The organism is Ottowia caeni (assembly GCF_050821495.1).
Classification (GTDB): domain Bacteria; phylum Pseudomonadota; class Gammaproteobacteria; order Burkholderiales; family Burkholderiaceae_C; genus Ottowia; species Ottowia caeni.
Genome location: NZ_CP151080.1, coordinates 203,857 through 225,012 on the forward strand (window position 1 = coordinate 203,857; position 21,156 = coordinate 225,012).

At 60.1% G+C, this 21,156-nt stretch carries 11 protein-coding genes and 2 pseudogenes; 9 read left to right on the plus strand and 4 right to left on the minus strand.

The features are described from left to right. Positions 1 to 154 precede the first annotated feature (154 nt). A complete protein-coding gene (gene ygiD / locus AAAK34_RS01035; RefSeq protein WP_231697030.1) occupies positions 155 to 1,042 on the plus strand; it encodes a 4,5-DOPA dioxygenase extradiol in 888 nt (295 codons plus the stop codon). Positions 1,043 to 1,141: 99 nt separating this feature from the next. On the opposite strand, the gene AAAK34_RS01040 is transcribed toward ygiD, so the two are convergent. Then, the gene (locus AAAK34_RS01040; protein ID WP_231697029.1) at positions 1,142 to 2,041 is read right to left on the minus strand and encodes a LysR family transcriptional regulator; all 900 of its coding nucleotides are present in this window, start codon (positions 2,039 to 2,041) and stop codon (positions 1,142 to 1,144) included. A gap of 91 nt (positions 2,042 to 2,132) precedes the next feature. Here AAAK34_RS01040 and AAAK34_RS01045 point away from each other — a divergent pair. The 7 genes and pseudogenes from AAAK34_RS01045 to AAAK34_RS01075 all read left to right on the plus strand — a co-directional run bounded on the left by AAAK34_RS01045 (position 2,133) and on the right by AAAK34_RS01075 (position 11,882). Continuing rightward, positions 2,133 to 3,465: pseudogene (locus tag AAAK34_RS01045) on the plus strand (arylsulfatase). A 42-nt stretch (positions 3,466 to 3,507) separates the two neighbouring features. Continuing rightward, positions 3,508 to 4,332, plus strand: coding sequence for a phosphosulfolactate synthase (locus tag AAAK34_RS01050; RefSeq protein ID WP_231697027.1), 825 nt, complete (start codon positions 3,508 to 3,510; stop codon positions 4,330 to 4,332). Between the two features lie 40 nt (positions 4,333 to 4,372). Next, the gene (locus AAAK34_RS01055; RefSeq protein ID WP_231697026.1) at positions 4,373 to 5,353 is read left to right on the plus strand and encodes a tripartite tricarboxylate transporter substrate-binding protein; all 981 of its coding nucleotides are present in this window, start codon (positions 4,373 to 4,375) and stop codon (positions 5,351 to 5,353) included. A 30-nt stretch (positions 5,354 to 5,383) separates the two neighbouring features. Continuing rightward, positions 5,384 to 6,832 (plus strand): sulfatase-like hydrolase/transferase, encoded by a 1,449-nt coding sequence (locus AAAK34_RS01060; protein WP_231697025.1) that lies wholly within the window; start codon positions 5,384 to 5,386, stop codon positions 6,830 to 6,832. A 266-nt stretch (positions 6,833 to 7,098) separates the two neighbouring features. Next, the gene (gene uvrA / locus AAAK34_RS01065) at positions 7,099 to 10,059 is read left to right on the plus strand and encodes an excinuclease ABC subunit UvrA (RefSeq protein WP_231697047.1); all 2,961 of its coding nucleotides are present in this window, start codon (positions 7,099 to 7,101) and stop codon (positions 10,057 to 10,059) included. Between the two features lie 485 nt (positions 10,060 to 10,544). Next, positions 10,545 to 11,375, plus strand: a complete 831-nt coding sequence (locus AAAK34_RS01070) for a metallophosphoesterase (protein WP_231697024.1) — start codon at positions 10,545 to 10,547, stop codon at positions 11,373 to 11,375. 83 nt (positions 11,376 to 11,458) lie between these two features. Continuing rightward, positions 11,459 to 11,882 (plus strand): annotated as a pseudogene (locus tag AAAK34_RS01075) (universal stress protein). Positions 11,883 to 11,966: 84 nt separating this feature from the next. On the opposite strand, the gene AAAK34_RS01080 reads toward AAAK34_RS01075, so the two are convergent. The 3 genes from AAAK34_RS01080 to AAAK34_RS01090 are packed head-to-tail and all read right to left on the minus strand — an operon-like array spanning position 11,967 to position 18,272. Then, positions 11,967 to 14,126, minus strand: a complete 2,160-nt coding sequence (locus AAAK34_RS01080; protein WP_431777642.1) for a sensor histidine kinase — start codon at positions 14,124 to 14,126, stop codon at positions 11,967 to 11,969. A gap of 34 nt (positions 14,127 to 14,160) precedes the next feature. Continuing rightward, positions 14,161 to 16,992, minus strand: a complete 2,832-nt coding sequence (locus AAAK34_RS01085; RefSeq protein ID WP_431777643.1) for a YhdP family protein — start codon at positions 16,990 to 16,992, stop codon at positions 14,161 to 14,163. Continuing rightward, positions 16,947 to 18,272 carry a YhdP family protein gene (locus tag AAAK34_RS01090; protein ID WP_431777644.1) on the minus strand — a complete coding sequence of 442 codons (1,326 nt, stop codon included), beginning with the start codon at positions 18,270 to 18,272 and terminating at the stop codon, positions 16,947 to 16,949. The genes AAAK34_RS01085 and AAAK34_RS01090 overlap by 46 nt, the downstream gene beginning before the upstream one ends. A 92-nt stretch (positions 18,273 to 18,364) precedes the next feature. On the opposite strand from AAAK34_RS01090, the gene glnE reads away from it, so the two are divergent. Then, positions 18,365 to 21,136 (plus strand): bifunctional [glutamate--ammonia ligase]-adenylyl-L-tyrosine phosphorylase/[glutamate--ammonia-ligase] adenylyltransferase, encoded by a 2,772-nt coding sequence (gene glnE, locus AAAK34_RS01095; RefSeq protein WP_431777645.1) that lies wholly within the window; start codon positions 18,365 to 18,367, stop codon positions 21,134 to 21,136. The last annotated feature ends 20 nt before the right edge of the window (positions 21,137 to 21,156 follow it).

Genomic DNA, 21,156 nt, shown 5'->3' on the forward strand with positions numbered 1-21,156 from the left:
ATGTGTGCTAAGGGGCACCCGCCGAAAGTCTCGGCAAAAGCGTATTGTCAATCATCCTGAGACCGGGGAGCTGGAACACCCAGAACATGCCTCGGCAAATGGAACCAAACCCGGACCGGGCGGTCTCTGTAGAAGCGAATTTACGATCCCGAAAATGACTTCACGCCGCCTGTTTCTCGAAACCACCGCCATCAGCGGGGTTTCAGCCGCCCTTCTTGCTCTCACGTCGGCGCTCCAAGCCCAGGCGGCCAGCCCGAAGCGCACACGTCAGCCGGTGCTGTTTATTGGGCATGGCAGCCCGATGAACGCCATCAGGACCAACGCATTCACCAGTGCACTTTCAAACTGGGGCAAGCGGCTCCAGGCACCCACCGCCATACTGGTTGTTTCGGCTCACTGGCTGACGCGAGGTGCCACCGGCATCACGGCCAACGAGCAGCCGCCTACCATTCACGACTTCAGCGGTTTTCCGCGCCAGTTGCATGAAATGCGGTATCCGGCAAAAGGACATCCTGAGTTGGCCCTGGCTGCCGCCAAGCTCATCAAGAGTAACCCGAGCGTGCCGACCACGCAATGGGGCCTCGACCACGGCACCTGGACTGTGCTTCATCACCTGTTTCCCGATGCCAATGTACCCGTCTTCCAGGTGTCCATCGACTACGACAAGCCTGGGGCCTTCCACTATGCAGTGGGCCGTGAGCTGCAAGCCCTGCGAGATCAAGGGGTATTGATCATCGGAAGCGGCAACATCGTGCACAACCTGCGTGCCACCGACCGCGGCACGCCCGACAGCAAGAGCGCCTCTAGGCCATGGGCGCAAGCCTTTGACGCCAGTGTGAAAGCCGCACTTGATCAGCGCGAAGACAAGGCCCTGCAGGCTTACCTGGCGCTGGATGAGTCGGCAAAAATGGCCGTGCCGACCCCGGATCACTACTGGCCCCTGATTTACGCATTGGGCGCTGCGGGAGACACCGCGCCTACGCACGTTTTCGAAGAATTCCACAGCGGCACGATCAGCATGCGCTGCCTTCAGTTTGCCTAGTCTGAAGTTCGATCGTCCGTAGTCACTCGTCCTGTCGCTTTTAGGAGTGGATACTGCAACCGGGTACGTCAATCACGTGTGCTTAAAGCTCCATCCGCTTCATGTAACGTGGCGGGCCATCAAACGTTCGCGAATAGCCTCCATGAGTGGGGACCAGAACCCTTCCAGTCGAGACAATAGAACTACAGTTCTCGGCATTCTCAACGCTGGGATGCCTAGTTCGACGAATCCTGTACCACCGCTCGACGACAGGACTGAACGGGGTGCCATCGTCACTAAATCAGTTTGAGACAAGATGGCCAGATTGAGCTCCGAAGAATAGGGCACCTCCATCACGACGTTTGGTGGGCTGAAGCCCTCTCTGGCGAGCGCGGCGGTCAAGGCCGTGTGAGCGGCTGAATGCGGAGCGCTCATGAGCCAGCCGAAGGGTAGGAGGTCGCGCACGCTAAGAGAAGGTCGTCCGGCCAATGGGTGTGATGCCCTGACGAGGGGTACCATCACATCGATCAGGATTTTGGTTTGTTTAGCCTCGACGACCTGACCCTCATAGATGGGTACAAGCGCCAAATCAAGATCGCCTCGTGCCACTTGTGCAGCGAGTCCGTCTGAGCGGTCGATGCTTAGTTTTACTCTCAGACCCGGCCGTTGCGCGATTAAGGAACTGAGGGCCGGTACGATTTGATTTTTAGCAGAGTTATCAGTCACGCCCACTCGAAGCAAACCAGCTGAATTCGCCCTGAGTTCATCAACCAAGTGGACTGTATCGGTGTAGGCACTTTGCAATGCTTGGAGCTGTTCCAAGACACGCAGCCCGGTTGATGTAAGCACCACACCTCGGGCGGCCCGCTCGAAGATGCTAACGCCAAGGGTCTCTTCCACTCGCTGTACGGCTTTGCTCAGGGCGGGCTGCGTGACACCCAAACTCGCCGCGGCGGCAGAGATTTGACCTGCCGAGGCAATGGCGAGCACATACTCAACATCGCGGATTGAGAGTGACATTCCTACATTTTATGGTTTTCTCTACTTTTTGGAATGAAAAATTGGGGAGGGTGGGCGTAAATTGCACGTTCAGCCACTGAAAAATGAAGCGATGACATCTGCCAAGAAGCCCAATATTGTTCTGATCCTTGCTGACAACCTCGGGTGGGGTGAGTTGGGGTGCTACGGTGGGGGCGCCTTGCGGGGTGCACCAACGCCTCATATCGACGGCTTGGCAGCCCAAGGCGTCCTGCTTCAGAACTTCAACGTGGAAAGCGACTGCGTTCCGACCCGTTCGGCACTCATGAGTGGACGGCATCCCATTCGCACGGGGTGCCTTCAGTCTGTGCCACCCGGATTGCCACAGGGCCTTAAGCGCAGTGAGATCACCCTAGCTCAATTGCTTTCCGAGGCGGGTTACTCCACGGCTCACTACGGCAAGTGGCATCTTGGTGATATCCAGGGACGTTTTCCTTCTGATCGCGGCTTCGATGAGTGGTACGGTATTCCCCGTACCACCGATGAAAAGCCAATTCACTTCTACCGTTGGGTTTGACCCTTCAGTGGTTGATCTTCCTTACATCATGGAAGGTCGGGCGGGTGAAGCCTCGCGTGAGATCAAAGTCTATGATTTGGATTCACGTCGCGGTATCGATGCCGAACTGGTAGATCGTTCGGTCGAATTTATGGCTCGACATGCAAAGGCAGGAACTCCGTTCTTCCTATATCTGCCGCTCGTCCATTTGCACTTCCCAACGCTACCGCATCCAGATTTCGCGGGCCGAACAGGGTGTGGAGACTTTGCCGACTCAATGGTTGAGATGGATCACCGGGTCGGACAGATCATCAAGGCTATAGATGATTTGAATTTGGCCGACGACACACTGATAATTTTTTGCAGTGACAACGGCCCGGAATTCAGGGCACCTTATCGCGGTACAGCTGGACCTTGGAGCGGCACGTATCACACAGCGATGGAAGGCAGCCTGAGGGTCCCATTCGTCGCTCGTTGGCCGGGGCACATTAGGCCGGGAAGGGTGAGTAACGAAGTCGTTCATGTGACCGACCTGTTCACGACTTTGGCGCGCCTTGGAGGATCCGACGTCCCCGATGACCGTCCTATTGACGGCGTAGATCAGACTGAATTCTTGATTGACAACGCTGAAAAATCGAAGCGCGAAGGCTTCTTGTATCACATCAAAAACGAGCTGCGAGCACTTAAGTGGCGTGATTGGAAAATGCATTACTACTGGGAGCCAGCAGTCAATCAGGGGCAGGGCAAACTTGAGTCCCCCTATTTATTCAACCTGACGCGGGATCCGAAAGAGGAGACCGATGTCTTAGTGCACAACACGTGGGTGATGGGGCCTATGTTGCGCATGGTGCGTGAATTCAATCAAAGCGTGCAGATGCATCCTCATACGCCGCCAGGACAAGCGGACTAAAAACGGAACTTATTAATTATTATTTTTGGCGACAAGAAACCCATGACTGATTTTGCATTCGCATCCATCCCCGTTCCCGAACGTCAATCCAAGCCTCGCACAGGAGGCATGAACATGATGATCGACTGGGGCATGGGTATTTCCCGCCAAGCCGATACGCTCGAAAGCGCCGGACTTTATATCGATAACGCGAAAATAGCTGCGACCATCCCACGCGTGATGCCGCGTGATGTACTGCAACGCAAACTAGCGCTGTACCGAGAGCATGGTATTAACCCCATGATTGGTGGGCTGTTTACTGAGTTGGCCTATATGCAGGGCAACGCAGACAAGTTGTTCGCCGACGCTTTAGAGGTGGGGTTTGGCGCACTGGAAGTGTCAGATAACCTGATTACCTTTCCAGCCGGTGAAAAGGCTCGCCTTATTAAAGCCTGCGCAAATGCTGGCTTAAAAGCCTATGGTGAAGTTGGCCGCAAAGAGGGGGCGCTCGATGATGACGCTTTCGTGGCAGATATCGCAGACTGCATAGATGCTGGGGCTTCTGGTGTTTACCTCGAAGCTTATGAACTTTTCGCACAAGGCGAAACGCGAACTGGCCTGATTGAACGCATTCAGAAAACTTTTCCGGCTGAAAAAATTATTTACGAACTACCTGTAGTCATTCTCCCTGGTGTTCACCGTGAGTTCAAACATAAAATCACCAGCTGGTTAGTTAAGACGCTAGGCACCAACGTCAACCTAGCCAATATTGAATGGGACGAGATTTATATAACCGAAATTGCGCGTCGTGGGATGGCAGGAGATGCATCTCATCCAGAGGGTGCATATCGCTTGGCGGGTTTTTCTGAAACCGGCGTCGATTTGTAATCAATGCCTGTACATTTTTTACGCTAGGAAATTTTCGTTTATGAATCTCAAAAACATCTCTCGTCGCCAAGTGATAGGCGCTGCCGCAGGCCTATGCTTGACTGGCCCAGTTTTGGCTCAGCCCTACCCGTCGAAACCTGTACGCCTCATCGTGTCATTCGCAGCGGGCGGTGGCGTGGACATGATGGCCCGTGTACTGGCAGATCGACTCACCCGGCAAATGGGCCAATCATTCGTTGTGGAAAATCGGCCAGGTGCCAGTGGAATCATCGGCGCAGACGCGGTCGCTAAGAGTCCTGCAGACGGTTACACGATTCTAGTCGGAGGTAACCCAGAGTTGACGTTCGTGCAGGCGGTCAATCCTAAACTGCCCTACAACCCACTGAAAGATTTGGCGCCTTTGGTGCTAGCTGCTCGCGTGCCTGCAGTGCTGGTGGTTCCTGCCTCTAGCTCCATCCGCACGGCGGCAGAATATTTTGAGCGATCACGCAGTACGCGAGGCATCGTGTACGGCACGCCCGGTCGTGGAACCCCCATGCACTTGGCGTTCGACCTCATGAATTACAAGCACGGCACCAACCTGATTCATGTGCCCTATAAGGGCGGCGGCCCCGCCACGGCAGACGTCGTCGCGGGTCAGATCGAGTCGGCTGTAATTAACGCGCCGCCGGTAGTGCCTCACATCCGTTCAGGGAAATTGCGCGCGCTGGTTGTCCTTCAGAACGAGCGCTCTGCGCAGTTGCCAGATGTACCGACACTAAAAGAGGCAACTGGTGTCGACGACTTAGAGGCGCCGTCATGGTTCTCGCTAGCGCTGCCCTCCGGTGTTCCGGCCAACATTCATAAAAGGCTGGAAACGGAAGTGCTTAAGGTTTTAAATGACGTAGAAGTTAAAGCCTCCCTTTCGAAGGCGGGGTTAGATGTGGTGGCTTTAAACAGCGCTCAGATGGGCAAAGTCATGATCGACGAGGCAGCCTACAACGCAGCGGCCGTCAAACGTCTGAACTTCAAACTTGACTAATTAGTGACTTCGCCGATTTCTAAGGTTCAAATGACATCACGCAACGCCGTCATCATCATGTCCGACGAGCATGACCCACGCGTCATGGGATGCTCTGGTCACCCGTTCGTTAAGACCCCCAACCTAGACGCCCTCGCAGCAAGTGGCGTGCGTTTTCCAAACGCATACACCCCCAGCCCGATTTGCGTTCCTGCCCGTGCGGCATTTGCGACCGGCATGCGCGTGCATCAGCTCGCGCTGTGGGACAACGCGATGCCCTACACGGGCGCTACTCAAGGCTGGGGCCACCTGCTTCAAGAGCAGCGTGTAAGCGTAGAGAGCATTGGTAAGCTGCATTACCGCAACGAAGAAGATCGCGCCGGTTTTGACAAAGAGCACATACCGATGCACGTCGTCGGCGGCCATGGCATGGTATGGGCTTCCATACGCGACCCTTATATTACGCAAGCCCCCGGTGGTAAGCGCATGCTGGGCGAAAACATCGGGCCTGGCGAATCGCCCTACACAAGCTACGATCGTGCGGTGACTCGCAGCGCCATTGAGTGGCTGAAGGGTGCTTCTGAAAGACAGGGAGTTCCTTTTGTCCTATATATCGGTTTGGTTGCCCCACATTTCCCTTTAACTTGTCCAGAAGAGTTTTATAAACTTTATCCACTGGACCAGATCCCAGAAGTGAAGCAGCATCCGTCGACGGGCTATCAACGCCACCCTTGGGTACAGGCTTATGCCGATTTCATGCCGAACGAAGAACTTTTCAAGAGCCCTGAAGAGCGCTTGCAGGCCTTCGCGGCTTATTACGGCTTGGTCAGCTTCTTGGATAACAGTGTGGGGCAGATCATCCAGACGTTGGAAGAGGTTGGTTTGGCTGACCAAACCTCTGTGATCTATACCTCTGATCACGGCGACAATTTGGGTGCACGCGGGGTGTGGGGAAAATCAACGCTCTACCAAGAGAGCGTTTGCGTTCCTATGATCGTGAGCGGCCCCAGCATCGAACCCGGTGTTTGCGAAACGCCTGTCGACCTGCTGGATCTCTTTCCAACGATTTTGGACGCGGCGGGTGTTAACCCTACGCCGCACATGTCTGATCGACCTGGTCGCTCCTTATTGGAACTTGCGAAATTGCCCGCCGAAACTGAGCGCGTTATGTTCAGCGAGTACCACGCTGCTGGCAGTAATACAGCGGCGTTCATGGTACGTAAAGGCCGGTGGAAGTATCACTATTACGTACGATTTGAGCCTGAACTGTTCGATCTTCAGAACGACCCTGAAGAGCTAGAAAACTTGGCTGGAAAAACCGAATACGCGACACAGCTCAGGGAGATGGAGTCTGTACTTCGCAAAATCTGTGATCCAGAGGCCGTGGATTCGCAAGCGAAGCACGATCAGGCGGAAATGATTGCCCGGTTGGGTGGCATAGAGAAAGCTGCCACCATGGGGTCAGGTGGTGCTACACCGGCACCGGCTGTTGCAGGCTGAGACGTGGCCACCTAGTCGAGTGCCAAATGTTTGTCGGGTCTGCACGTTTGCCCCTCATCTTGATGGGTCAATCTTCAAACTGCATAGTCGGCAAACTCAAGGTCTACCGCTCGGTGTAGTAAAACTCATTTGAGCGGGTGCCACTCGTTAGCTCGCTGGCTGGCCTAGGCCGTCACCGAAATCGCCCTAACTTCCTGCACAAAAACCCAGTCCCGTCGATAATGGAATGTTGTCCTGGTTAGCCTCATTCCATCTTGAACGCCCGCATTCCCCCTACGCCGAAGACTCCTGCCCCCGAGGCCGATGACTCAAAGCACCTTGGCGCCGCCTTGCGTGCCCAACGCATCAGCGTGCGCGGGGCCCGAACGCACAACCTGAAGAACATCGACCTCGATATTCCGCGCAATCAGCTGGTGGTGATCACCGGGCTCAGCGGGTCGGGCAAATCTTCGCTGGCGTTTGACACGCTCTATGCCGAGGGGCAGCGCCGCTATGTCGAAAGCCTCTCGGCCTACGCGCGGCAGTTCCTGCAACTGATGGACAAGCCCGACGTCGATCTGATCGAGGGACTTTCCCCGGCTATCAGCATCGAGCAGAAGGCCACCAGCCACAACCCGCGCTCCACGGTAGGCACGGTCACCGAGATTCATGACTACCTGCGCCTGCTGTTCGCCCGCGCCGGCACGCCCTACTGCCCGGAGCACGATCTGGCTCTGAGCATGCAAAGTGTGAGCCAAATGGTGGACTCTGCCCTGGCGCTGCCCGAAGGCACTCGTCTGATGATCCTCGCGCCGGTGGCGCGCGAGAAAAAAGGTGAATTCGTCGAGCTGTTCGAGCAGATGCAGGTGCAGGGCTACGTTCGCTTTCGCGTAGACGGCCAGACCTTCGAGACCGAGAATCTGCCCCTACTCAAAAAAACCGAAAAGCACGACATTGACGTGGTGATCGACAGGATCAAGGTGCGGCCAGACATGACCTCGCGCCTAGCCGACAGCTTCGAGGCCGCGCTGCGCCTGGCAGATGGCCGCGCCATTGCGCTCGAAATGGACACCGGCCGCGAGCATCTTTTCAACGCTCGCTTCGCCTGCCCGGCGTGCGGTTACTCCATTGCCGAGCTGGAGCCCCGACTCTTCTCATTCAACTCACCCGTGGGTGCGTGCACCACCTGCGACGGCATCGGCACCATGGAGTTCTTCGATCCGGATCGCGTGGTGGCGTTTCCCACGCTCAGCCTGGCCAGCGGCGCCATCAAGGGCTGGGACCGGCGCAATGGCTATTATTTTGCGCTGATCGAGAGCTTGGCCAAGCACTATAAATTCAACGCGGAAGCACCTTTCGAAGAACTGCCTGAGGCCGTGCGCCACGTGATATTGCATGGCTCGGGCGAGGAAGAGATCAAGTTCAGCTACACCTTCGATTCCGGCCTGTCTGCTGGCAAGAAGGTGAACAAAAAGCATCCTTTCGAAGGCATCCTGCCGAACATGTCACGGCGCTACCGTGAAACCGACTCACAGGTGGTGCGCGAAGAACTGTCCCGCTATCGCAGCCACCAGCCCTGCACATCCTGCGGCGGCACGCGGCTGCGGCGCGAGGCGCGCAGCGTCAAGCTGGGCGAAGGCACCCAGCGCCGTGCCATTTACGAGATCAGCCACGTCACGCTGGGCGAAGCAAAGGCTTATTTCGACGAATTGCACCTGAGCGGGGCCCGCGCCGAAATTGCCGACAAGGTGGTTCGCGAAATCGGCAACCGTTTGAAATTCCTGAACGATGTGGGGCTGAATTACCTCAGCCTCGACCGCAGCGCCGAAACCCTGAGTGGTGGCGAGGCACAGCGCATTCGCTTGGCCAGTCAGATTGGCAGCGGCCTGACGGGCGTCATGTACGTTCTGGACGAACCCAGCATCGGCCTCCACCAGCGGGACAACGACCGACTGATTGGCACACTCCAGCATCTGCGAGACATTGGCAACAGCGTGCTCGTGGTCGAGCATGACGAAGACATGATCCGCGCCGCCGACCATGTGATCGACATGGGCCCTGGTGCGGGCGTACACGGCGGCCGCGTCATGGCCCAGGGAACGTTCGAAGAAGTGGCGGCCACTGCAGATTCAGTGACCGGGCAATACCTGAGCGGTGTTCGCAGCATTGCAGTCCCCAAGCGCCGCGAGCCACCTGCCACCCTGATGCGTCCTCACGAAGCGGAGGACAACGCGCATGCCCCCGAGGGCGTGCTGCGCATCGTGCGGGCCAGCGGCAACAACCTCAAGCACGTTACGGTAGATTTTCCCGTTGGTCTTCTGACCTGCGTGACAGGCGTTTCCGGTTCAGGCAAATCCACGCTCGTGAACGACACTTTGCACAAGGCGGCATCGCACCAGATCCATCGCGCGCATGACGAGCCGGCGCCCAACGAAGGCATTGAAGGCCTGGAGCAATTCGACAAAGTCATTGCCGTAGACCAATCCCCCATTGGACGCACGCCGCGCAGCAACCCCGCCACTTACACGGGCCTCTTCACCCCTATTCGGGAATTGATGGCCGAGACCAACACCGCCAAGGAGCGCGGTTACGGCCCCGGACGGTTCTCCTTCAACGTGCCTCAATCCAGCGGAGGCGGACGCTGTGAATCCTGCCAGGGCGACGGCGTGGTAAAGGTGGAAATGCACTTTCTGCCGGACGTCTATGTACCTTGCGACGTCTGCCACGGCCACCGCTACAACCGCGAGACCCTTGAAGTTCAGTGGAAAGGCAAGAACATTGCCCAGATCCTGAACATGACCGTAGAAGCAGCGCACGCCTACTTCAAGGACCAGCCCAACATTGCACGCAAACTGCAGACGCTGCTTGACGTAGGTTTGAGCTACATCACGCTAGGCCAGAGTGCCACCACGCTTTCAGGCGGTGAAGCCCAGCGGGTGAAGCTCGCCCTTGAACTTAGCAAGCGAGACACAGGCCGCACCCTCTACATCCTGGACGAACCCACCACCGGCCTGCATTTTGCCGACATCGACCTGCTGCTCAAGGTGTTGCATCAACTGCGCGACGCTGGCAACACCATTGTGGTGATCGAGCACAACCTGGACGTGATCAAGACAGCCGACTGGCTGATCGACATGGGGCCCGAGGGTGGTGCCGGCGGTGGAACAGTCGTGGGCGTAGGAACGCCCGAGCAGTTGGCGGCCAACGAGGCAAGCTATACCGGACGGTATTTGAAGCGGCTGTTATAGGGACATTTCAGCGCCGCGCGTGCCCCCATCCCAACCTTCCCCCAGGAGGGGAAGGGGCAAAACCAGGCCGAGCGAAGCAATGGCCCGAATCAGGTCCCCTGCCCCTCTGGACGTGCCGAGGAACGGAGCGCGAGGGAAGGGAAAGGGCACTGCAAGATGCCCTTGCTTCGTGAACTGACTCACTGCGGTTGTTTGAACGTAGAGAACGCAGTGAGCGAAGTGAGTTCCGCAGTGCCTCCCCTCGCGTGAGTACCGCAGGTTGCCCGAAGCGAAGCGCAGGGACACGTCCAGTGGGGTCCGCCTTTTTTTGGTTACTTTCTTTGGCGGAGCAAAAAAAGTAACTGCGCTGCCGGGCGCACATCCCGGCATACGACCTAAACACAAAAACAGAAGGTAATTAGCACCCCAAAGGTACCCCAAAGCAGTCTAAAACCCCACACAAAGGATTCATGGGAAACTAACCCAAACCAAACCCCAAGAGACCCGTGAAAATCCAGCTCCTCTCCGACCTCCACCTGGAAACACAACCCCACTTCAAACTCGAGCCCGCGTCCGGCGCAGACGTCCTGGTGCTCGCGGGAGACATCGGCTCTTACCAGCGAGGTTCCGCCCTGCCCGCACTGGGCGACACCGACTTCGGCCTGGCGCGCTTTTCACCCTTGCCTCAGTACGGGGGCTGGCCGACACCCGTCATCTACTTGCCCGGCAACCACGAATACGACAACCTCGATTTCGATGAAACCCACGTCCGTTTGCGCGCCACGTGCGAGCGCCTCGGACTCATCTGGCTGGAACGTGAAAGCCTGGTGTTCAATGGCGTTCGCTTTGTAGGCACCACCCTCTGGAGCGATTTCGACGCGCTCGTGCCACGCGGCCCCTCGGCCACCCTGAGCGAACAATTGCGGGCCCGTGAAAAGGCCTTTCGCGCCGCAGACTACTATTTGCGGCAAGCCGCCACCATGCGCGACGGCGAACTGTTCCTATCCGAGCAGATGCGCGCCCACGCGATCAAGTGCCAAGCCTGGCTACGTTCTGCCTTAGCCGAATCTTTCGACGGCCCGACCGTCGCTGTCACGCACTTCGCCCCCAGTTTGCGCAGTGCCGACCCGCGCTACGGCCTGACCCCCGGTACGGCCGGCTTCTGCAACGCACTGGACGAATTGCTGCCCATGGCGGACCTATGGCTGCACGGTCACTTACACTGCGCCCTGGACTATCGCGAAGGCCGCTGCCGTGTCGTCGCCAACCCGCTGGGCTACGCCGGCAAGGGCGAACAGGAGGCGTTCCAGTCCAAGTGCCTGATCACGGTTAGTTGAGCGCGTTTCTGAGTTTTTTTCGGGAACCCGGCACAGGCCGTAGACTCACACAGTCGATTCCATACCAATCAAGGAGAAAAAACGTGAAGATTCTTTTGGCCGTTGACGGCAGCCCGTACACAAAAAAAATGCTGGCCTACCTGACCACGCACCTGGAAATGTTCGCCAGCGGGGAGCACCAGTTCACCGCACTGACGGTGCAGGCAGCGTTGCCACCGCGCGCGCGCAGCCGTGGGCCGCGAGGCTGTAGATGCCTACTACGCCGAAGAAGCGACCAAAGTGCTTGATCCCGTTATCAAGTACCTGGCCCGCCACGAGTTGAAAGTCAAAGGCAGCTCCAAAATCGGCCCTGCCGGCGAAACCATTGCCAAATTCGCCGATGCCGGCAAATATGATCTTCTGATCATGGGTTCACACGGCCACGGCGCTCTGGGTAACCTGGTCATGGGTTCGGTAGCCACCAAAGTGCTGGCCAATTGCGGCGTGCCGGTGCTGCTCGTCCGTTAACCACCCGAGTCCACGCACTAAGACGCGCGGACAACACATTGTTCGCGTCACTTGCCCCTTCCGTCATTGGACGCAGCCGAGGCTTCAGTCCGTTTCACTCCCGCGCTTGGGAAGGGTTGCAGTGCCAGCGGCCATTGCGGGCAGGGTAAACCGAAACACGGTGCCTCGTGGCTGATTTGGTGCGTAGTCGAGTGCGCCACCGTGCTGCTCGACCACCGTGCGGCACATTGAAAGCCCAATGCCCATGCCTTCGGCCTTCGTGGTAAAGAACGGTGTGAACAGTTGGCGCGCCACCTCGTCGCTGATGCCTGCGCCTTGGTCCGCCACCGAGAACTCGATCCAGCCGCGTTTAGGTGCGCCAGCCGCCTGGTACCGCGCAGACAGTGTAAGTTTTCGCTCGTCCCCAGTCTCCTCGGACATCGCCTGCATGCCGTTGCGAGCCAGGTTGAACAGCACCTGCTCGATCAATGTGCGGTCGCACCAGATGTCTGGCAGCCCGTCTTCGCAGGCCACCTGTACATCAATACCCAATTTGCGTGCGTGCATCTGCATCAGCGGCAGCGCCGCCTCGATGATCTCCCCGGGCGCGATAGCCTCACGTGCATGACCACCTCGGCGCACAAAATCGTGCACGCTGTTGATCACGCGCCCTGCCCGGTTTGCCTGTTCTGCAATACGGCTGAGCGCCACATGCACGTCTTGCATGGTATGGCTCTCGCTGCCCTGCGCGGCGTCTTGGCCGGCCAGCAAATTCAGGCTGCCCGTGGCGTAGCTTGAGATCGCCGCCAGCGGCTGGTTGAGCTCGTGGCTCAGCAGGGAGGCCATTTCACCCACCGCAGACAAGCGCGCGGTGGCTTGCAGACGTTGCCGGCTGGCGCGCTGCAACTCCTCTATGCGGCGCTGTTCGCTCATGTCCAGCACGGCGCTCATCCAGCCAGCGTGCTTGCCGAGGGCGTTGATCAGCGGCGCCTCAATAATGAGTACAGGAAACCGCCTGCCAGACTTGTGCTGAAACACGCTCTCAAGCCCTTCGCGTGGAGGCGTGTGCCCCGACACTAGCCGCACAGCTTGGCGCTGGCCATACTCCCGCACCATGTTGGGTGGCCAGTACGGGGCCGGCGCCTCACGGCCCACCAATTCCTCGGCGGTATAACCAACCATGTCGCAAAAGGCCGGGTTGACATAGGTGATGCGCCCTTCCAGGTCGCGTGCGCGCAGGCCAGTGACCAAAGAGTCTTCCATCGCCTTGCGAAAGGCCAACGCTTCAGCAAGCGCATTCTCAGCCTTTTGCCGGCGCCGAAAATCGCGAGAAAGCAAAATCAGCACCGTCATCAGTGCGATGGTTAGCGTAGTCACCAAGGCCGTCAGTACGTTAGGCAGCATGTCCGGCGCTGAACGCCAGCCGTCCATGCGCAGCACCATCGTCACACCGGGAAGATCGAGCAATTGCTCCGAAGTGAAAATGCGGCTGCCCCGCCGTGATGCGCCAAAGGTGGCCAGCCGTGTACCGTCCAGCTCCGCGAATGAGACCTGCTGCCGGCGCGTGTACGCCTCGCCAAGCATGCTGCTCAGAATGCCGCTAAGTGAGTAAGTCGCCACCACGTAGCCTATCCGTCGGGTGCCAGAACGGACGGGCATGCACAGGTTCATGATCTCCAGGCCTCTCCCGGCAGACAAGGAGACGAAACGACTCCCCGAATAAGCCCCGCTGTCCAGACGAGACGCAATGGCGCAGACGTGCGCCAAGTCGCTTTCCGTATCGATCACATTTTCGGACAGCGGTGCGAAGTAGGGGCTGTCAGCTTCTGCAAGCAACTGCAGGGAAGGGCTGCGCCACTCCAGCCGCAGCCATTCACGGTGCTCGAGCAGTTGATCATGGGCATGACGGGCCCATGCTTCGGGTGTTGCCGCCGCGGCATTCAAGCCATGCAAGTTTTGCAGATTTCGCACCAGACCGGCACGGATGTCCATCAGGGCATCCGTGTTGTCGCGATCCAGTTCACGCTGGACCTGGTCCATCTCATGCCCGCGCGCCAGCCACACCAAGATACCCAGCGCCAAGACCACCAGGGCCACCAGCAGCAACCACAACAGCCAGCGAGTGTCGGCACGCCAGAGCCGCCGCGTCAAGTCACGCACACCTTTGCGCCACGCAGACGACTTCTGCCGCCACCAACCCAGCCGTGGAAGGATCCACCGTTCATGCAGCACCCCGGTGAATCGCGATGCGTCGCGTGTCCTCACACCTTGCCCTCCGGGTTCTGGGCCGCAACGGATTTCATGGTTTGTCCTTACCCGGGGATGCCCCCCTCTGCGCGGATGAGTCGAGTTTGTGCACGGCTGGATTGTCCCAGCTTCCGTCAACGTGGAATTCCTGCGTATTGGCCTTGATCAGCGGCCGTTTAAGCACCAACTGCGCCAGGAAAGCCCCCAGTCCGACAGCCGGGTTAATGGCAGTGGCCACAAGCGCGGCGGTCCCCGTATCAATCTCGGGCACCACCACCACCCGCAGATCCTGCGTTTCTTTGTCGATGTCTGCGCGACCGTCCATCAGCACAGCAGCATTGACACCTTTCATCTGAAGGTTGTTGGTGTGTGCCACGCCTTGGGCGACTGTGACATCGCCGCGCACGAAATCGAAGGCAAAGCCGGTTGAAAAAAGATCACGGAAATCCAGCGTCAGCCTGCGCGGCAGGGCTTGCAAACTCAGCACCCCCAACAGCTTGGCCGCACCTGGATCGGCCTTGAGGAATTGCCCGGCCCCCACGTCCAGATGCAACTGACCGCCCATACTGGGATAGTGCGGGGACATGGGCGCCCCCCGCCAGCTCAGATCGCCTCGCAGTTCCCCTTCACCCCGCGCCAACACACCCGGCATATCGAAACGTGTCAGCAAGGCGCCGGCGTCGCGAATGTCGAGTTTGAATTCGAGCCTGGTACGGCGCGGGTCTTCCGGCGCGCGTGGTGCACGAGGGTCAAGCGGCAGTGCGGGCGCACGAGCCAGAACATCCCAACGGCCAGTAGCCATAAAAACGGCTTCCGGTACATGCAGCGCCAAGCGAGTCAGCTCCCATGCCTGCAGCGCTCCCGCCTGCCGGGCGGGCGCCACGTCGTGGTTGACGGCGTTAACCTCCAGCCGCCCCAATTTCTTGCCGCGCAGCTCGAAGTTTTCAGCGACGATATCGAGCGCAGGCATGTGCGCCGGGGGCTGTGACAGCACGGTCTGATCCTCTGCGCCTGCGGGAATGGACAGGCGAGACAGCCGCGCCACCAGTTTGCCCGCGCGACCATCAGCGCCCTCTGTGTAGGAAAGGCGGCCGGCCAGCTCGCGCGCCTGCACATCAGCGTGCCAGGTGCTGCCATCACGCGTGCCGTTCACAGACACGTCATGCACCGTGCGTTCATCCAGCAGCAGCGCTCCAGTATTCAGCGTCCAGACACGGGGAATGAAGCCACTTTCGGCCAGGGACTTCGGCTGGCTCGGCTTGTCAGCTGTATTGCCACTTGGCGTGGCTGATTCGCTGGAGAACATGCGGGCGAGTGCTGTGTCCCAGGCACTGGCGTCCAGACGCGGCAGCTTCACGTGCGCGGCCACGCCACTGCCCGGCAACTCCTGTTTCTGTGCGGCCTGCGAACCCACACGAATGGCACCGCGCAACACCTGGCCCGATTGAGCTTCGCGCTCGTACTCCACCGCCAACCGGTCCGCCACCGTCAATTCAAGTCTTGTGCGCCCCTCGGCACCCGCAGCAGGGCCGCTTGCATAGCGCAGTGGCCAGGCGGCGCCTGCCGGTTTATCGAGCGGCGCGGGCAGATCGAAGGCCATGCCTCGCAGATCGCTGGTAACCAGCACCTGCGGCTCCCCCGCGTGAAACTCGATGCGCGCCTCATAACCCGCGCTACCCGTTGCAGAGGCGGCCACTCCAGGCAGCGGCGCCCAATCCGTCATCTCGCGCAGAGCTTGCGCACTGGCGGTGCCCGTGGCGTTCAGCACCGTATAGCCGGCTCGCTCGCCGGTTTGCGTGCCTCCCGACAGGCGCACCTCACCGCCCAGCACGCCAGCGCGCGCATCCCGGACGGCAAAGCCGGCTTCACTGAAAACCACCGCTCCGTGTGCCTGCGCGAGTCGCGGCACTTCAGGCGTGATGCTGAGATCATTGCCCATCAGGCTCACGCTGCCTTCGACCTTGGCGTTGTCGATGTTTTCCACCGGCAGATCCAGTTTTAGGAGCAAGCCCGCATCTCCGCTGGCGGTCGCCCGATCGAGCGCATGCTGTATGAAGCCCCCCACCGGCGAAGCATTCACGATGCCCAGTGCCGACGTCAGCGCACCCCTCCCCTCGGCTTCCACGAGCACACGGGTATGGCCCAGGTCGGCAATGCCAGCCTGCACGCGCGTGAAACGCCAGCCCGGGTGCCCCTGCACGCCACCGCTCGCATTCTTGACCTGCATGGTGTTGTGATCGAAGATCAGCTCGCCCGACAGATCTTCCAAGGCCGGCCAAGGCGCCTGACCTTCAGGCTGCAGATGGCGAGGCACGTAGGCCATGGTCACACCGCGCACCTGACCCGCAAACCGGAACAGGCTACCGGGCTCCGGGATCTTGTTGCCGACCTGATTCAGGTCTCCCTTGACGCGCACCGCCACATTCCGCGCTTCACCCTTCTGAATGGCGTGTCGCACATACTCGCGCGCTTCAGCCGGAATGCCCAGCGGCAAGTAGCGATGCACGCGGGCGCCATTGGCACGGCTAAAAGTGCCGGTCAGGTCAAGCACGCCCGGGTAACGATCGGCCTCCGTCTTGCCAGCCAAGGTCGTCCAGCGGCCACGAAAGGTGCCCGTGAGATCCTGGTTACGCAGCGCCAGTTGGTCGAGGTCGATCGCGATCTGCCCGTTCTTCACCTGCCAACGCGAAACGGCCTTGAACTCCGTCAGCGGAATGCGCGGCTCAGCGAACACGCCGGGAAACTCGAGTGCGCCGTTCTTGACCTGCAGCGAAAGGGTGCCGCCAGCGGGCGTTGCCTGCAATTCGAGATCGGCGCCATCAATGCCGGGAACGCCCTCTACGGGCACACCATCCTGGCGCGGCGCTGCCGGCAGGGCGCCCACGGCAAGGCCCTCACCTTCGTCTGCAGGCGCCAGTCCTTCGGAGCATCCGGCTGGCCGTCCCAGCGGGCCTCAATGCGTTCAACCAGACCCTGCACCGGGTGTTCAGCCAGCCTTTGGCTCACTGCGGGCGGCAAGGGCAGGCGCTGAGCGATCTTGGCCAGCGCGGCCAGATCGAGCCGGTCGCCCGTGAACTCACCCCCCGCCGGCTCGCTTCCAGTGCCATCGCGATAGTGCAGTTGTACGTTGCCGCCAGGCCAGCTGAGGCCGTCCGCGTCGACGAACTGGAGATCTCGTGTGCTCAACTCCATGCCCGCCCCGGCACCTGGGCTACGCCAACCGATACGTCCGGTGAGCGAAGCAAACGCGAGCGGCGCCAGATTCGGCCCAAAGGTCGCCGAGACGGTTCTCAATGCCACATCGGCAGTGGCGCCAGTGACTCGCCCTTTTTCCACATCCGCCCAAAATCGGAGCGCACCCTCGCCGGCCTGAATATCCAGACCCCAATCGTCCTTCAGGTCCAGGTATTGGCGGAGTTGCGACACGTTGGCGCGGCCAAGGTCGGCAAACACCTGCCCACCCCAGTCTCTCCAGCGACCAGGGTGGAACGCGAACACGGACTGGCGAAATTGGCCAATGAGCGTGAAACGGTCTCCCCAGGATGACTCTGGCGTGGCATCCAGGCGCAGTTGATGGCGGCCGAAGCCGTTGCGAACCACGAACTGCACACCTGAGAGCACCACCGGCGGAACTGAGCGACGCTCGTCCACCCAGCGCACGCGACCGTTCTGCACCAGAACTTCAGGCTGCGAAAAAACCCAGTCAGCCACAGCTTCGTCGCTAGACGAATCGCCCGTGGAATCGATGCCTCCGACCAAGAGGCGTCCGTCTTGCGTGTGGCGCAACTCTACTTCGACGCCGTCGATCACCAGTTGCTCCAGCTCTCCCTTGCCCAGAGACAACACCGAGAACGCTGCCAACATGTGCGGCACCACCAGGCCGGGACGCCCCGATGGGTCGTGCACACGCACGTCGTGAAAGGAAACCGTGGGCACAAAACCGTTCGACTGGGCCTTAACGACACCGATGCTCACGGGAGCATCCGCCATGCGCGAGGCGATTCGCTCCAGCCGAGGGCGGAATTCGTCGATTCGCGGCACAATGAACCAATGGAGCGCACCCCAGGCAATGAGCAAAAGGATCAGCACCACGCAGGCGCCGCGCAATACCCAGCGAATGGAAATGGCGGCGGCTTTGATGTAAGACTGGACCAACGGCTTCAACTGGGGCGATGACGAGCCCAATGTACCGCAGTGCAAACCCAATCAAAGGGCAGTCCCCTACGGACACCGGACTCTAGGAATAGAAAGAAATTATGACCCGCACCGACGTGCAAGGTTCTTTCCACAACCGTGAATCTTTGTTAACGGCAGCAACAAATGACCCCGGCCTCGCCGCGCATTCGCGGCTGGTACAGCGCCTTCGCAGGCGTTATGAGGAAGAATTAACCATTCTTTTACCAGGGTCTCCCACGCGCGCAAGCATGCTGGATGGTCTGGCAAAGTTGACCGCGCGCGGTCATGACATCGGTAGCGCGCTGCGTATTCTGCGCCAGTTGGTCATGGAACGCCTCGTCGTGATCGATTGCGAGCAGGACGCGCCGCTGGAAACAATCACCCAGGCCGTGACCGAGTTGTCCGAAATAGCGCTCGAAGCCGCCTGCAACGAAGCTTACGCCCAGCTCGACGAGCGCCACGGAGCCCCCATGACTGCGGCCGGGCAGCGCGCGCAAATGTGGATCATCGGCATGGGCAAGCTGGGCGCGCGGGAGCTGAACGTTTCCAGCGACATCGACCTGATCTACGTCTACGACGAAGACGGCGAAACGGCCGGCACACCCGAGGGACGCGGGCGTATTTCGGTTCACGAGTATTTCACACGGGCCGTCAAGCTGATTTACGGCCTGATCGGCGACACCACCGAACACGGGTTCGTTTTCCGCGTCGACCTGGCGCTACGCCCCAACGGCAATTCCGGCCCCACGGTGTGTTCACTCGACGCTCTGGAGGAATACATGCTGGTGCAGGGCCGCGAGTGGGAGCGCTTCGCCTGGCTGAAAAGCCGTGTCGTGGCGCCACAGAGCGCCATCAACAGCGGCTCGGCCCATGACCTGCGCGGTGTGGTGCTGCCTTTCGTGTTTCGCAAGTACCTCGATTACAGCGTGTTCGAGTCCTTGCGCGCGCTGCACCAGCAAATCCGCAATCATGCTTCCAAGCGCAGCGCCGGGCGGCCGGAACGCGCCAACGACGTCAAGCTCTCGCGCGGCGGCATACGCGAGATCGAGTTCACGGTACAGCTGCTGCAAGTGGTACGCGGCGGACAGTTTCCAGAATTGCGCACCCGCCCCACGCAGGAAGCCCTGCGGCGCGTGTCCCGCGCCGGCCTGATGCCCCAGGACACGGCAGATGCGCTGGCGCGCGCCTACATCTTCTTGCGTCGCGTGGAGCACCGCATCCAGTACCTGGACGATCAACAGACCCATATCCTGCCTACCGAAGACGCCGACCTCGACTGGATCGCCCAAAGCATGGGTTATTCAGGCTGCTGCGCCTTTCTTACCGAACTCGACGCCCACCGCGAGTTCGTGGCCCAGGAGTTCGACCGCCTGCTGGGGGGAGACACCCCTTGCAAGAACTGCCAGCCTTCCCGCAACGGTCAAAAAGCGAGCGGATCCGTCCCCGCTGCAGATTTCGACGCCGTGCTGGAGCTCTTCCCCGCGGTCGTGCGTGAACGGCTGGCCCAATGGCGCGAGCATCCACGCGTGCTGGCACTGCGGGAGGGAGCCCGGCAGCGTCTGCTGCGCCTGCTGCAGCGCACGGCAGAGTGGCTGCGCGAGGGGCAAGTCTCCAGCGACGCGGTCATTCGCCTGGCCGACTGGGTCGAGCCCCTGCTGCGGCGCGAGAGCTACCTCGCGCTGCTGCTGGAGCGCCCCGCTGTGCATGAGCGCCTGCTGCGCATGCTGGGCGCCGCGCGCTGGCCGGCGCGGTACCTGTTGCAACACCCCGGCGTGATCGACGAGCTGGCCGGCCCGGCGCTGCTCAGCAGCCGATTCGACCCCGCCATCTTCGAGCGCGAATTGCAAGAGCGGCGCATCGCCCTGGCCCGCGGCGGCGAGGACGATGAGGAAAATCTGCTGAATCTGCTGCGCCGTGCCCACCACGCGGAAGTCTTCCGTACGCTGGTGCGTGATGTGGAAGGCCGCATCACTGTCGAGCAAGTGGCCGACGACCTCTCCGCCCTGGCCGACGCCATCTTGCGCCTCACTGCCAGCTGGTGCTGGTCACGCCTGAAACAGCGCCATCGCGAGGAGCCTCGTTTCGGCATCATCGGCTACGGCAAACTGGGCGGCAAGGAACTAGGCTACGGCAGCGACCTGGATATCGTGTTCGTATTCGACGATGAAGACGAATCCGCGCCAGAAATCTATTCCATTTTCGTGCGCAAGCTCATCAGCTGGCTCACCGTGAAGACGGGCGAAGGCGATCTTTTCGAGATCGACACTGCGCTGCGTCCCAATGGCAATTCCGGCCTGCTGATCACCAGCTTTGAGGGCTATGCGGACTACCAGCAGCAGCGCGGCAGCAACACCGCCTGGACCTGGGAACACCAGGCCATGACCCGCGCCCGCTTTGTCTGCGGCGAAAAGAGCATGGCCGAGCGCTTCGATGCGGTACGCCATGCGGTGATCACCGCCCCACGCGATGCCGAAGCTCTGAAGGCCGAGATCGTCGCCATGCGCGAAAAAATGCGACATGCGCGGCCCGTGCAGGAGGGGTTTTTCGACGTCAAGCACAGTCCCGGGGGCATGGTCGACGCCGAATTCGCCATGCAGTACCTGCTGCTTGCCCACACAGCCTCCCACCCCGAACTGGAGCCGAACCTGGGCAACATCGCCCTGCTGCAGCGCGCGGAAAATGCCGGCTTGCTGCCGAAGGGCGTGGGGTCCGCCGCTGGTGATGCGTACCGGCAACTGCGCCGCGTGCAACACCAGGCGCGGCTCAACGAAGAACCCACCCAGGTTCCGCCGGAGAGCGTCGCCACGGAAAGCGCAGCCATCAAGAAGCTTTGGGAAGTGGTCTTCGGTTAGGCTTTGCTCATCTCGCCGCA